The following is a 14013-nucleotide window of genomic DNA, read 5'->3' on the forward strand; positions in this document are numbered from 1 at the left end:
CTTTATATTTCTCCGCTGGAATATAAAGATGATCCGCAATTTCTACCATAAGATATTATAAAAGGGAGGGCTGACATTGTCAATCGTAGTTGACTTTCCTTACGGAAATGTTTATCATTATAAAAGATTGTGGAAACAAAGGAGAAACGTAGGACATGAGTATATTCATGATTGGAATCGATCATAATATGGCACCTGTAGATGTCAGAGCGCAGTTTGCTTTTACCCGTAAAAATACCGGAGAGGCGCTGCGCAGGCTGAAAGAAGAAGCTGGGATCTGCGGGTGTATTATTCTGTCGACCTGTAACCGGCTGGAACTGTGGGTAAGTACTGCAGATGAGGAGAAGCCGGACCTGTATCAGTGGCTCTGCTCGTTGAAAGGTGTGCAGGGAGAACAATACCAGAAGTATTTTACCAGCAGAGAAAACGAAGAGGCGGTGGAACACCTGTTTTATCTTACCAGCGGACTGAAATCCCAGATCCTGGGGGAAGATCAGATCCTGACCCAGGTAAAAGATGCGTTGAGTATGTCAAGGGATGAGTTTACCACAGACAGTGTTCTGGAGGTGCTTTTCCGTATGGCGGTAACTGCAGGCAAGAAGATCAAAACGGAAGTGCCGTTTTCCCATGGAAATCCTTCTGTGATCCATCAGGCCATCCGTTTTCTGGAAGAGGGCGGTTATCATGTTCGCAATAAAGTCTGTATGGTGATCGGAAACGGTGAGATGGGGAAGATGGCTGCCCAGACACTGCGTGAAGCAGGAGCGGATGTGACGGTTACGATCCGTCAGTACAGAAGTGGTGTTGTGAGCATTCCTGTTGGATGCAGCAGGATCAATTATGGTGAGAGAATGGATTATCTGCCGGAGTGTGACCTGGTGGTCAGCGCAACAGCAAGCCCCAATTATACACTGACGGAAGAATTGTTTGAGGATGTACGTGTGGAACGACCTATGATCCTTATCGATCTGGCAGTTCCAAGAGATATTGATCCGGAGATCCGAAAAAAAGATAACATCACACTTTATGATATGGACAGCTTCCGAACCGGCGAGACACCGAAGGAACTTGCAGATAACCTAGAAGCAGCAGGAGCCATTGTGAAGGCCCAGATGAACGAATTTTTCCAGTGGCTGGAAGGTCGTGATATCATCCCGCGCATCCAGGAGATCAAAGCGGATGCTGTGGAAGATCTGAACCTGAGGATCGAAAAAATCTTCCGGAAAACTCCTATGGAGGATTCAGACAGAGAAAACCTGAAAAAAGCAGTGGATACTGCAGCCGGAAAGGTTGTGAACAAGCTGATCTTCGGGCTTCGGGACAGTCTGAACCAGGATGCTTTTCTGGAATGTGTGGAAGGACTGGAGAAACTTTATGAAGAATAAACCTTATTTCCCCATGTTTATAGACCTGTCCGATAAAAATATCGTTGTGGCAGGTGGTGGTAATATTGCTACCAGAAGAATAAAAACTCTTCTGAAATTTACAAGAAATATCACGGTAGTGGCTACAAAAGTGACCCAGGAGCTTATGGATCTCGGGAAAGCAGGAACCGTGACTCTGTATATCCGTCCCGTGAAACGTTCTGATTTTGCCAATGCATATATGGTGATCGCAGCCACCAATGACTGGAAGCTGAATGATGAGATCCACCGTGTCTGTAAGGAGGAGGGCATTTATGTTAATGTAGCCTCCGACCGGGAAGCCTGTGATTTTTATTTCCCAGGCGTATATATGCGGGATGAAATGGTAGTTGGAGTTACAGCCAGCGGACTGGATCACAAAAAAGCAAAGCGTGTAAGGGAAGAGATCCAGAATGCGCTGGAAAAAGTATTGGGAGAGCAGGATGAAGATGAAGAGAGATAAGATCGTGATCGGCAGCAGAGAGAGTAAGCTTGCAGTGCTGCAGAGCGAAATGGTCCGTGACTACATAAAAGAAAAAAATCCGGATCTGGAAGTGGAAATCCTCACTATGAAAACTACCGGGGATATCATTCTGGACCGTACACTGGATAAGGTTGGCGGAAAAGGGCTTTTTGTAAAGGAGCTGGATAAAGCACTGATAGATGGAAGAAGTATTCTTTCTGTACACAGCCTGAAAGATATGCCTATGGAGGTTCCGGAGGAGCTGCCGCTTCTGGCTTTTTCCAAAAGAGAAGATCCGAGAGACGTACTGGTTCTTCCTGAGGGAGCTTCTGAACTTGATAAAAGCAAGCCCCTTGGATGCTCCAGCTTAAGGAGAACCTTACAGCTTAAAAAACTGTATCCGGATATGGATGTCAGAAGTATCCGCGGAAATCTTCAGACAAGACTCCGGAAGCTGGATGAAGGACAGTACAGTGCATTGATCCTGGCTGCTGCCGGCCTTAAGAGACTTGGACTGGAATCCAGGATCAACCGGTATTTTACAGCAGATGAGATCATTCCGGCTGCTGGTCAGGGAATCCTTGCTGTACAGGGAAGAAAAGGGGAAGCTTATGATTTCCTGGAGGGCTACTGTGATAAGGATGCCTGGACCGCGGGAAGTGCGGAGCGTGCTTTTGTAAAGCTCCTGGATGGAGGGTGCTCTTCTCCGGTGGCTGCCCATGCGGAAATTCTCGGGGATGAGATCTATCTCAGAGGGCTTTATTATAATGAAAAAGACGGTTCCTATGTAACAGGAACACTGCGTGGCAATAAGGCAGATGCGGAAAGCTTAGGCAGGGAACTGGCAGAAACTCTTCGGAAAAAAGGAGAAAACAGATGAAAACAGGAAAAGTATGGCTGGTAGGAGCGGGTCCTGGCGATATCGGCCTTTTTACATTAAAAGGCCTCAAAGTGCTGGAACAGGCAGATGTGGTCGTCTATGACAGTCTGGTAGGTCAGGGAGTTCTGTCAAGAATCCCGGAAAATGCCAGGCTGATCAATGTAGGCAAACGTGCCAGTCACCATATCATGCGTCAGGAAAATATCAATCAGGTACTTCTTGAGGAGGCACAGCGGGGTCTTCGTGTGGTGCGCCTGAAAGGCGGAGATCCATTCCTCTTTGGAAGAGGAGGAGAGGAGCTGGAGCTTCTTCGGGAGAATGGGATCCCTTATGAGGTTGTTCCGGGTGTTACTTCCTCCATTGCAGTACCGGCATATAACGGGGTTCCGGTAACACACAGGGATTTCTGTTCTTCAGTCCACATCATTACAGGACACAAGAAAGCCGGAGAAGAATATGATATAGACTTCCGGGCACTTGTTGATACAAAGGGAACGCTTGTATTTCTGATGGGCGTGTCCGCACTTCCGGATATCTGCGAGGGTCTGATAGGTGCAGGAATGGAAAAGGACATGCCTGCGGCGATCCTGCAGAAGGGAACTACAGCAGGTCAGAAACGGATCGTAGCAACAGTTTCTACCCTGGAAGAAGAGGTGAAACGCCAGGGGATCGAGACACCGGCGATCATTGTGGTGGGTAAGGTATGTACACTGGCAGAGAAGTTTGGCTGGTATGAAGAACTGCCGCTTTCAGGATGGAAGGTCCTTGTCACAAGACCGAAGGAGCTTGTTTCCAGAACTGCGGACATGCTTCGTGAAAAAGGCGCGGAGGTTCTGGAGCTTCCGGCGATCCGTACTGTCCCCATGGAAGACCAGAGCCGTCTCTATAAAGCGCTGGATCACCTGGAGGAATATCAGTGGCTTGTATTTACCAGCCCTACAGGTGTAAGGGTATTTTTTGAAGAACTGATCCGCCATGGAAAAGATATCCGTGCCATGGGAAATGCCCGTCTGGCCGTGATCGGGGAAGGAACAAAAAAGGCCCTGAAGGAAAGAGGTCTGCTGGCAGATTTTGTGCCGTCGGTATATGACGGGGATACTCTTGGAAAGGAACTTTCAGAGCTTCTTTCCGGTGGAGAAAAGATACTTATCCCGCGGGCAGAAAAGGGCAATGAAAAGCTCACCGCATTTCTTGCACAGGCAGGCGCTGTGGTCGAGGATGTTCCGACTTATCAGACTCTTTACGAAAAGAGCCAGCTCATCGATGAGAAGAAGGAATTTGAAACAGGACAGATCAGCTGTGCGGTGTTTACAAGTGCCTCCACTGTGAAGGGATTTGTAGAGGGAACAAAAGGACTGGATTATTCAAAGGTTAAGGCGGCCTGCATCGGCAGACAGACGAAGGCGGCTGCTGAGAGCTTTGGAATGAAAGCATATATGTCAGAAAAAGCCACCATTGACAGTCTTGTCAAGCTGGTGGAGGATATGAAAAGGAGCGAATGATCATGGAACTGACAAAAAGACCAAGAAGATTAAGAGGTAGCGAAAACCTTCGTAAGATGGTACGTGAGACAAGAATGGATAAATCTTCTCTTATGTATCCTATGTTCGTAATGGAAGGAGAAAATAAGGAAGAAGAAATTCCGTCCATGACCGGGCAGTACCGTTACAGCCTGGACCGTCTTCCGTATAAACTGGAACAGCTTTCCAAAGCCGGTGTAGGCAGTGTGATGTTTTTTGGTATTCCTGACCATAAGGATGAAGTGGGCAGCGGTGCCTATGATCCGGAGGGGATCGTTCAGAGAGCTCTTCGCATTGCAAAAGAGAAATTTCCGGAGCTTTATTATGTAACAGATGTATGCATGTGTGAGTACACTTCCCATGGCCATTGCGGCGTTCTCTGCGGTCATGATGTGGATAATGACAAGACACTGGAGCTTCTTGCAAAAACAGCACTTTCCCATGTGGAGGCAGGTGCGGATATGGTTGCTCCATCTGATATGATGGATGGCCGTGTTGCAGCGATCCGTCAGTGTCTGGACAAGGCAGGACATTATACAACACCGATTATGTCCTATGCAGTAAAATATGCTTCCGCATTTTATGGTCCGTTCCGTGAGGCAGCAGATTCTGCTCCGTCTTTTGGTGACAGAAAGAGTTACCAGATGGACCCACACAACAGCAGAGAAGGACTGAAAGAGGCACTTGCAGATGTGGAAGAGGGCGCAGATATCATCATGGTAAAACCGGCTCTTGCATACCAGGACATGATCTGGCAGGTAAAGGAGATCACAAACGTTCCGGTTGCCGCATACAGTGTCAGCGGTGAATATGCAATGGTAAAAGCAGCAGCTGCAAACGGCTGGATCGACGAGGAAAGAATCGTAGGTGAGATGGCTACCGGAGCATTCCGTTCCGGCGCACAGATCTATCTTACCTATTATGCAGAACTTCTGGCAAGGCTTATGGATGAAGGGAGAATCGGCTGATGACAAAATCAGAACAGTTATTTGAGCGTGCGGTAAAAAGAATCCCGGGAGGTGTAAACAGCCCGGTAAGATCTTACGGAGCCATCGGTGAGGCACCTCGTTTTATTGAAAAAGCAGATAAATGTTACATCTATGATGTGGATGGAAACCGCTATGTGGATTACATTGATTCCTGGGGCCCGATGATCCTGGGACATAATTTCCCGGCGATCCGTGAAAGCGTGATAAAAGCCTGTGAAAATGGCCTGAGCTTTGGCTGTGCTACAGGAATCGAAGTAGAGATCGCAGAATTTATCTGTGAACATATTCCACATGTAGATATGATCCGTATGGTAAACTCAGGTACAGAAGCTGTTATGAGTGCCATCCGTGCAGCAAGAGGTTTTACCGGAAAAGACAAGATCATCAAATTTGCAGGTTGCTATCACGGACACAGTGACTGCCTTCTGGTAAGTGCCGGCTCCGGTGTCATGGCAAGTGGTATTCCGGACAGCGCCGGTGTTCCGAAGGGCTGTACACAGGATACCATGACGGCTACCTACAATGATGCCGCCAGTGTGGAAGCACTTCTCAAACAGGAAGAGGGAAATGTGGCAGCCGTGATCGTGGAGGCAGTAGGAGCAAACATGGGTGTGGTTCCTCCGAAACCAGGCTTCTTAAAGCGGCTTCGTGAGCTTTGCGATGAGCACAATTGCCTGCTGATCTTTGATGAAGTGATCACAGGCTTCCGACTTGCCTTTGGCGGAGCAGCAGAGTATTTTGGTATCCGTCCGGATCTTGTCACCTACGGGAAAATAATCGGCGCAGGAATGCCGGTAGGCGCTTATGGCGGACGTAAGGAGATCATGGATCTGATCTCACCGTGTGGTCCTGTATACCAGGCAGGTACCTTAAGCGGAAACCCGGTTGCCATGGCTGCAGGTTTCACACAGCTGAAATATCTCTATGAGCATCAGGAAATCTACAAAGATCTGGCTGCCAAAGGTGAGAAGCTTTACGGCGGCTTGAAGAAGATCGTGGAGGAAAAAGGTCTTCCATATCAGGTAAACTATGATTCTTCTCTGGCAAGTATTTTCTTTACAAACCAGGAGGTAAAAGACTATGTTTCTGCAAAAACATCCAACCTGGAGCTTTTTGCAAAATATTTCAAGGGAATGCTGAAACGAGGCATTCATCTTGCACCTTCCCAGTTTGAGGCGATGTTCCTTTCCACAGCGCATACAGATGAAGTAATTGATGAAACTCTGGAAGCAATGAGAGGCGCTTTGGGAGATCTGTAAAGAGGCGTAATGGATGCGCAGGAGTCGATCCATTTGCGTGGATCATGTGTGAACGGCAGTTTTGCATAAAAAATTGCACAAAAGATAACAGGATGGTAACTTGTTCTTGCAGAAGCTTTGTGATAAAATAAACACAAAAATACGTAACCAATGTAAAAAGCAGGAGGCCAGAACTTATGGGAAAAAAGAAGTACGTGGCTTACGTGGGAACATATACCCATGGAACCAGTAAGGGAATTCAGGTATACGATGTAGATGTAGAAAAAGGAACACTCACAGAACGAAGCGAAGTGGAAGTTAGCAATGCTTCTCATCTGGCAGTATCAAAAAACGGTAAATATCTGTATTCCATTGAGGATGAGGGTGTAGCTGTATTTGAAAGAGACAAGAACGGTGATCTTACCCGCCTCAACAGTGTGGATATCAACGGAATGCGAGGCTGCTATCTTGCAACAGATGTGGACGGAAGATATCTTTATGTGGCAGGGTACCATGATGGTAAGGTAACGGTTGTACATACACATAAAGACGGCCGTCTGGGAAGTGTTATGGACGGCGTTTTCCACAAGGGACTTGGAAGCGTGGCAGAGCGTAACTTCCGTCCGCATGTTAATTGTGTACGTCCGACACCGGATAATAAGTATCTCTGTGCGGTAGATAATGGTATCGATCAGGTTAAGATCTATCGTATCAATAAGAAGAAAGACAAACTGGAGCTGGTTGACATTCTTCGCTGCCCGAGAGAGAGCGGCCCTCGTATCATCCGTTTCAGTGATGACGGAAGATTTGCATATCTTCTTTTTGAGCTCAGCAATGAGGTGAAGGTATACAGCTATGACGGAAGTGGTAAGAATCCGGAGTTTCAGCTGCTTCAGAGCATTACCACTCTTGGAAAAGAGGATTCCAATGATGCGCTCCATAACGCAGCTTCCGGTATGTCTCTTTCCGCGGACGGTAAATATCTTTTCTGTACAACAGCAGGTGAAAATACTGTGACTATGTATGCAGTAGACCAGGAAACAGGCCTTCTGACCAAGAAATTTACACTTCCGATCAGTGGTGATTACCCGAAGGATCTTATGATCTTCCCGGATAACAAGCATATTGCTGTTGCCAATCATGCCAGCAACAGTATTACCGTTTTCACTGTGGATTATGAAAAGAATATCATCATGATGAACGAAAAACCGAGAAAGATCGAGACACCGAACAGTATCCATATCTGGCCGGTACCGGATACATGCGAGCAGTTGGACTAAGAACAGGATTGATCAAAGTAAGTCTTGTACAGGCAAACAAAAACAGACTCAGGGACGAGTAGGAACTTTCCCTGAGTCTGTTTTTTTGCGCATTTATAATTTTTTATCTGACAGGTCAAAATGTGAAATTACCGCTGATAAAATTCGTGGATACGATCCATCCGTGCACTCATATTGTTAAAAAGTGCATCTGTAATGGTAAGTGCTGCCATAGCTTCCACAACGACTACTGCACGCGGTACGATCACCGGATCATGCCGGCCCTTGATCTCAAGCTCCAGGTTTTCTCCGGTGTTGGTCACAGTAGACTGAGACTGACTGATGGAAGGAGTAGGTTTGATATGTGCACGGAGTATGATATCACTGCCGTCACTCATACCACCCATAATACCACCTGCATGGTTGGAGGTTTTGGAAATAATGCCGTTTTTCTGTACAAAACCGTCGTTGTCTTCGGAACCGGTAAGGCGTGTCACATTGATGCCGTCACCGATTTCAACAGCTTTTACAGCACCGATGGACATGATCGCATGAGCGAGGGTAGCATCCAGCTTGTCAAAAACCGTATCGCCCAGACCGACAGGAACGTTTTTGATGCGGCATTCGATCACGCCGCCAGCACTGTCCTGACTGTTCAGACATTGTTCGAGATAGGCAGATGCCTTTGCGGCTGCGTCGGCATCTGGCATGCAGAGTGCATTATTTCGGATCTCTTCTTCTGAGAAGGACCGGATTTCCACAGGACCGATGGATCTTGCGTAGGTAGTAAATGTAATGCCAAGTTCGTTTAACAGCTTGATGGCAATGGCACCGGCTGCCACACGTCCGGCGGTTTCTCTTCCGGAGGAGCGTCCACCTCCACGGTAATCACGGAATCCATATTTCTGGTCAAAGGTAAAGTCTGCGTGACCGGGACGATAGGAGTATGCGATATTTCCGTAATCTCTGGAACGCTGATCTGTATTGCGGATCAGAAGAGAAATTGGAGTACCGGTAGTCTTTCCTTCAAAAACTCCGGAAAGGATCTCCACCAGATCTCCTTCCTTACGGGCAGTTGTATAACGGCTCTGACCGGGCTTTCTCCGGTCAAGAAAAACCTGGATATCTTCTTCGCAGAGAGAAAGACCTGCGGGACAGCCGTCGAGAACGGCACCGGTAGCCTTGCCGTGAGATTCTCCCCAGGTGGTAACCACGAATTTTTTTCCGAATGATGACTGACTCATTTGTATAACTTCCTTTCGTTGGAATTCTGGAATCATTATATAGGAAGCCGGAAAAAATGTAAAGAACGTGGAAGGCAGAATGAATTTTCATGTAAAGATCATGTGAAATTATTTAAAAGCTCTTTTAAAAAGAAAAGGTATGAATTGACAAAGCTATTTTGACTATTTATAATAAAAAAGAATTTTGCCCTGGCAAAAGAAAAGCAAGAGAAGGGAAGTGGGAATCGTGGTAAGGATTTACAAGACAATAGACGGAGCCATCCACCAGATACAGGAACCGGAGGAAGGCTGCTGGATTGCGCTGACGAATCCGACGGCAACAGAGATTTTTGAATTTTCCGAGAAGTTTGATATAGAGGTTGACGATTTACGATCCCCTTTGGATGAGGAAGAACGGTCACGTATCGAAGTTGAGGATAATTATACACTGATCCTGGTTGATGTTCCTATGATCGAGGAACGTAATGACAAGGACTGGTATGGGACAATACCGCTTGGCATCATTGTGACGGGGTCTATGATCTTTACCGTCTGTCTGGAGGATACACCGGTTCTTACCAGATTTATGGAGGGAAGAGTCCGGAGCTTTTTTACCTATATGAAGACCCGTTTTATCTTTCAGATCCTTTACAGAAATGCGAGCATGTACCTGCGTTATCTGCGTATCATTGACAAAAAAAGTGAGCAGGTGGAAGAAAAACTGCATCTTTCCACAAGAAATGAAGAGCTGATCGAGCTTCTGGAGCTGCAGAAATCCCTGACTTATTTTATCACATCACTCCGGTCCAATGAGGTTGTGCTGGAGAAGCTTCTGAAGATAGACAGCATCAAGAAATATCCGGAGGACACCGATCTTCTGGAGGATGTCATCACTGAGAATAAGCAGGCGATCGAAATGGCCAATGTGTACAGCGGTATCCTGAACGGAACTATGGATGCTTTTGCATCGATCATCTCCAATAATATGAATATCGTTATGAAGGTACTGGCGATCATTACTATTGTCATGAGTATTCCGACTATTGTGTTCAGTGCTTACGGAATGAATGTGGCTGGTTCCGGTATGCCCTTATCAAGGAGTCCATTGGGATTTCTGATCATTATCCTGATTTCTGTGGCAATCAGTGTTGTGGCAGCGATCATTCTTTCCAAGAAGCGATTTTTCTGATTTTCAAAAGTTTTCTGAAAGGAGATTTTAATGAAATTTATCGACAAACTGGAACGTAAATTCGGAAGATTCGGGGTTCCGAATCTGACTGTTTACATCATCGGATGTTATGTGCTGGGGTATTTTCTGGCTATGTTTGCTCCAGGAGTTTTGAATATGCTGAGTCTTGATATGTCCATGGTCATGAAGGGACAGATCTGGAGACTGGTGACATGGGTGATCTATCCGCCGTCCAGTGTGGGAGGAACCGGCAATCTTGTGATGTTCCTTCTCGCAATCTTTTTTTTCTATTATCCGATTGGTACTTCACTGGAACGTACCTGGGGAACTTTCCGGTACACATTGTATATTTTTTCAGGTGTTTTGTTTACTGTGATCGCAGCAGTGCTTTTACATGTATTTACAGGTGGTTATGTGGTGATGAACGGGATCGCCTATTCTCTTGGCGGAAATATTTTTACCACATATTATATCAGTCTTTCTATTTTCCTTGCCTATGCAGTCACATATCCGGATCTTCAGCTGCTTCTTATGTTTGTGATCCCGATCAGGATGAAATGGATGGCCTTTGTATACGGACTGTTCATTGCGTGGGATATCGTATCTTATCTTCGAGTCGGGCTTTGGGTAGGTGTAGTACCGATCGTAGCATCACTTTTAAACTTTGTGATCTTTTATTTCAGTACCCGTGATATGAACCGATACAATCCGAAGGAGATCCACAGGAGGCAGCAGTTTAAGAAGGCTGTGGCTCCTTCCAGAACAGGGTCCGGTCCGAATGGGATCGCCAAGCATAAATGTGCGATCTGCGGACGTACCGAAAAGGATGACCCAAACCTGGAGTTTCGTTTCTGCTCAAAGTGCAACGGAAATTATGAATATTGTCAGGATCATTTATTTACACATAAACACGTGCAGTAAAACGCACAAACGAAGGAGAACATTATTATGAAAAAAACTAAGATTATCTGTACACTTGGACCTGCCAGCAATAACAGGGAAACTCTGAAGGCTCTTATGGAGAATGGAATGGATATTGCCAGATTCAACTTTTCTCACGGAGATCACGAGGAGCAGAAGGGCCGTGTGGATATGATCAAGGAGCTTCGTGAGGAGCTTGATATGCCTATTGCCATGCTTCTTGACACAAAGGGCCCGGAGATCCGTACCAGACTTTTAAAGGACGGACAGAAGGTTAAGCTGGAAGCGGGAAAACAGTTTGTACTTGGAATTGGCGATTTTGAAGGCGACAGCACAAAGGTTGCTATCACATATGAGACACTTTACAAGGATGTAAAACCGGGAAACAGGATCCTCATTGATGATGGTCTGATCGAGTTGGCGGTTAAGGCGATCAAGGGAACCGATATTGTCTGTGATATCTTAAACGGTGGTGAGCTGGGAGAGAAGAAGGGTGTAAATGTTCCCTATGTAAAAGTAAATCTTCCGGGAATCACAGAGCAGGATAAGAAGGATATTATCTTTGGTATCGAGCAGAAATTTGATTTCATCGCGGCATCTTTTGTTCGTTCCGCAGAGGTGATCCGTGAGATCCGTAAGCTTCTGAATGATAATGGTGGAAAGGATATCGGTATTATCGCGAAGATCGAGAATGCAGAGGGTGTTGAGAATATTGATTCCATCATTGAAGCATCTGACGGTATCATGGTTGCCAGAGGAGATCTTGGTGTGGAGATTCCTGCAAGCCAGGTACCTCACATCCAGAAGGAGATCATCCGTAAGTGTAATGAACATTATACACCGGTTATCACAGCAACACAGATGCTTGATTCCATGATCCGTAATCCGCGTCCTACACGTGCAGAGGTAGCTGATGTTGCCAATGCGATCTACGACGGAACCGATGCGATCATGCTTTCCGGAGAGACAGCAGCTGGTAAATATCCGGTTGATGCTCTTAAGATGATGGCAGATATCGCAGAGATGACAGAGCCGCATCTGGATTATAAAGTGTTTATTGAACATCGTTCCATGGACGGAAGAGAGAAGATCTCCAGTGCAGTGGCACTTGCAACGGTGCGTACTGCAAAGAACCTGAAGGCGAACGCTATCGTAACACCGACAATGAGTGGAAATACAGCCAGACTGATCTCCAATTTCCGTCCGAAGGTTCCGATCTATGCGATCACACCAAACTCAACCATCCAGCATAAACTTCAGCTGATCTGGGGTGTAACACCTCTGAAAGGATATCAGAGAGATACCACGGACCATATCATGTCTCAGGCTATGAATGTTGTCCGCAGCCGTCATCTGATACATAAAGGAGACCTTGTTGTATTTACAGCAGGAGACCCTGCGACCAACATGACAAACGGTCGTGGTGCAGTGACAAATATGATGCACGTGATCGAGGCAGAATAAGACTGAGTTTTCTTCGGGAACAGCAGTCGGAAAAACAGGAGATGCAGTTATTATGAAAAAAGAACCATTTGTGACACTTGAGAAACTCAACGAAATTACTGAAAAGTTTCCGACACCCTTCCATCTCTATGATGAGAAGGGAATCCGTGAGAATGCAAAAGCCCTGAAAGAGGCCTTTGCATGGAACAAAGGATTCAAGGAATTTTTTGCGGTAAAGGCAACACCGAATCCATATCTGATCAATATTCTGCAGGAGTATGGCTGTGGCTGCGACTGCTCCTCAGAAACAGAGCTTATGATGGCCAAGGCAGTAGGCTGCAAAAAGGGCGATATCATGTTTTCTTCCAATGACACACCGGAGAAAGAGTTCAGATATGCAGATGAGATCGGTGGGATCATCAACCTTGATGACATCACACATATTGAGAGCGTAGAGAAAGCTCTCGGAAAAATCCCGGAAGTGATCAGCTGCCGTTACAATCCAGGTGGAGTATTTAAGATCAGTAACGGTATCATGGATAATCCCGGAGATGCAAAATACGGAATGACTACCGAGCAGATCTTTGACGCATTCCGTATCCTGAAATCCAAAGGTGCCAAAGAGTTTGGAATCCATGCATTCCTTGCAAGCAACACAGTGACCAATGATTATTATCCAATGCTTGCAAAGGTTATGTTTGAGCTTGCCGTGAAGCTTCAGAAGGAGACAGGTGCACACATTAAATTCATCAACCTTTCCGGTGGTATCGGAATTCCTTATAAACCGGATCAGGAGCCAAATGATATCCGTGTGATCGGTGAGGGTGTCCGCAAGGTTTATGAAGAAGTACTTGTTCCGGAAGGAATGGGTGATGTTGCGATCTATACAGAGCTTGGCCGTTTCATGATGGGACCGTATGGCTGCCTTGTCACAAAAGCAATCCATGAGAAGCATACACATAAAGAGTATATCGGCGTAGATGCCTGTGCAGTAAATCTGATGCGTCCGGCTATGTATGGTGCTTATCATCACATTACGGTTATGGGTAAGGAGAACGAGCCGTGCGATCATAAATATGATGTGACAGGTTCCCTCTGTGAGAATAATGATAAATTTGCCATTGACCGTATGCTTCCGAAAATCGACAAGGGAGATCTTCTTGTGATCCATGATACAGGTGCTCATGGTTTTGCAATGGGTTATAACTACAATGGTAAACTGAAATCTGCAGAGATCCTTCTTCATGAGGACGGCAGCTTTGAGATGATCCGTCGTGCCGAGACACCGAGAGATTATTTTGCAACCTTTGACTGCTTCCCTGTTTTTGAGAAACTTCTTCAGGATGAAGACGAACTGAAATAAAATAGCGGAAATATATAAAAACAGCCCTCTATGCATCTTGGTAATGATGCATAGAGGGCTGTTTTATGTTTAAGTATCTGGTAGGCATAAGATCGCGAGCAGGGCGGAAGGTGGTCAAATGC

The 14013-nt window shown here is 46.1% G+C and carries 12 protein-coding genes; 11 read left to right on the plus strand and 1 reads right to left on the minus strand.

Annotated features, from left to right (window positions below):
* The first annotated feature begins 155 nt into the window (after nucleotides 1–155).
* The 7 genes from hemA to EAI83_RS08230 all read left to right on the plus strand — a co-directional run bounded on the left by hemA (nucleotide 156) and on the right by EAI83_RS08230 (nucleotide 7773).
* A complete protein-coding gene (gene hemA / locus EAI83_RS08200; RefSeq protein ID WP_021653027.1) occupies nucleotides 156–1385 on the plus strand; it encodes a glutamyl-tRNA reductase in 1230 nt (409 codons plus the stop codon).
* Nucleotides 1375–1866 (plus strand): precorrin-2 dehydrogenase/sirohydrochlorin ferrochelatase family protein, encoded by a 492-nt coding sequence (locus EAI83_RS08205; RefSeq protein ID WP_015525267.1) that lies wholly within the window; start codon nucleotides 1375–1377, stop codon nucleotides 1864–1866. The genes hemA and EAI83_RS08205 overlap by 11 nt, the downstream gene beginning before the upstream one ends.
* Nucleotides 1853–2746: a hydroxymethylbilane synthase gene (hemC, locus tag EAI83_RS08210; RefSeq protein WP_022426910.1), complete on the plus strand. Its 894-nt coding sequence runs from the start codon at nucleotides 1853–1855 to the stop codon at nucleotides 2744–2746. Before EAI83_RS08205 ends, hemC begins: the two co-directional genes overlap by 14 nt.
* A complete protein-coding gene (gene cobA, locus EAI83_RS08215) occupies nucleotides 2743–4248 on the plus strand; it encodes a uroporphyrinogen-III C-methyltransferase (RefSeq protein ID WP_110103275.1) in 1506 nt (501 codons plus the stop codon). Before hemC ends, cobA begins: the two co-directional genes overlap by 4 nt.
* A 2-nt stretch (nucleotides 4249–4250) precedes the next feature.
* Entirely contained in the window at nucleotides 4251–5234 is a 984-nt protein-coding gene (hemB, locus tag EAI83_RS08220; protein ID WP_022426908.1) for a porphobilinogen synthase, read from the plus strand.
* On the plus strand, nucleotides 5234–6514 hold the full coding sequence (gene hemL / locus EAI83_RS08225; protein WP_129975036.1) for a glutamate-1-semialdehyde 2,1-aminomutase: 1281 nt from the start codon (nucleotides 5234–5236) through the stop codon (nucleotides 6512–6514). Before hemB ends, hemL begins: the two co-directional genes overlap by 1 nt.
* Before the next feature lie 176 nt (nucleotides 6515–6690).
* A complete protein-coding gene (locus tag EAI83_RS08230; RefSeq protein ID WP_118369173.1) occupies nucleotides 6691–7773 on the plus strand; it encodes a lactonase family protein in 1083 nt (360 codons plus the stop codon).
* Between the two features lie 128 nt (nucleotides 7774–7901).
* Here EAI83_RS08230 and aroC read toward each other — a convergent pair whose 3' ends face one another.
* Nucleotides 7902–8996: a chorismate synthase gene (gene aroC / locus EAI83_RS08235; protein WP_129975038.1), complete on the minus strand. Its 1095-nt coding sequence runs from the start codon at nucleotides 8994–8996 to the stop codon at nucleotides 7902–7904.
* 226 nt (nucleotides 8997–9222) lie between these two features.
* On the opposite strand from aroC, the gene EAI83_RS08240 reads away from it, so the two are divergent.
* From EAI83_RS08240 to EAI83_RS08255, 4 genes are read left to right on the plus strand one after another with little or no spacing between them, the layout of a single operon-like run.
* Entirely contained in the window at nucleotides 9223–10164 is a 942-nt protein-coding gene (locus EAI83_RS08240) for a magnesium transporter CorA family protein (RefSeq protein ID WP_129975084.1), read from the plus strand.
* Between the two features lie 30 nt (nucleotides 10165–10194).
* Nucleotides 10195–11085 (plus strand): hypothetical protein, encoded by an 891-nt coding sequence (locus EAI83_RS08245; protein WP_059085913.1) that lies wholly within the window; start codon nucleotides 10195–10197, stop codon nucleotides 11083–11085.
* A 27-nt stretch (nucleotides 11086–11112) separates the two neighbouring features.
* Complete coding sequence (pyk, locus tag EAI83_RS08250) at nucleotides 11113–12549, plus strand: pyruvate kinase (protein ID WP_129975040.1); 1437 nt, start codon at nucleotides 11113–11115, stop codon at nucleotides 12547–12549.
* A 52-nt stretch (nucleotides 12550–12601) separates the two neighbouring features.
* Nucleotides 12602–13891 (plus strand): diaminopimelate decarboxylase, encoded by a 1290-nt coding sequence (locus EAI83_RS08255; protein ID WP_059085911.1) that lies wholly within the window; start codon nucleotides 12602–12604, stop codon nucleotides 13889–13891.
* Nucleotides 13892–14013 lie beyond the last annotated feature (122 nt).

The organism is Blautia sp. aa_0143, assembly GCF_004167315.1.
Taxonomy (GTDB): domain Bacteria; phylum Bacillota; class Clostridia; order Lachnospirales; family Lachnospiraceae; genus Blautia_A; species Blautia_A fusiformis.

Coding starts and splice junctions, on each gene's coding strand:
- EAI83_RS08245 (WP_059085913.1), top strand. CDS start 10,195: ATGAAATTTATCGACAAACTGGAACGTAAATTCGGAAGATTCGGGGTT.
- hemA (WP_021653027.1), top strand. CDS start 156: ATGAGTATATTCATGATTGGAATCGATCATAATATGGCACCTGTAGAT.
- EAI83_RS08255 (WP_059085911.1), top strand. CDS start 12,602: ATGAAAAAAGAACCATTTGTGACACTTGAGAAACTCAACGAAATTACT.
- pyk (WP_129975040.1), top strand. CDS start 11,113: ATGAAAAAAACTAAGATTATCTGTACACTTGGACCTGCCAGCAATAAC.
- EAI83_RS08230 (WP_118369173.1), top strand. CDS start 6,691: ATGGGAAAAAAGAAGTACGTGGCTTACGTGGGAACATATACCCATGGA.
- cobA (WP_110103275.1), top strand. CDS start 2,743: ATGAAAACAGGAAAAGTATGGCTGGTAGGAGCGGGTCCTGGCGATATC.
- hemL (WP_129975036.1), top strand. CDS start 5,234: ATGACAAAATCAGAACAGTTATTTGAGCGTGCGGTAAAAAGAATCCCG.
- aroC (WP_129975038.1), bottom strand. CDS start 8,996: ATGAGTCAGTCATCATTCGGAAAAAAATTCGTGGTTACCACCTGGGGA.
- hemC (WP_022426910.1), top strand. CDS start 1,853: ATGAAGAGAGATAAGATCGTGATCGGCAGCAGAGAGAGTAAGCTTGCA.
- hemB (WP_022426908.1), top strand. CDS start 4,251: ATGGAACTGACAAAAAGACCAAGAAGATTAAGAGGTAGCGAAAACCTT.
- EAI83_RS08205 (WP_015525267.1), top strand. CDS start 1,375: ATGAAGAATAAACCTTATTTCCCCATGTTTATAGACCTGTCCGATAAA.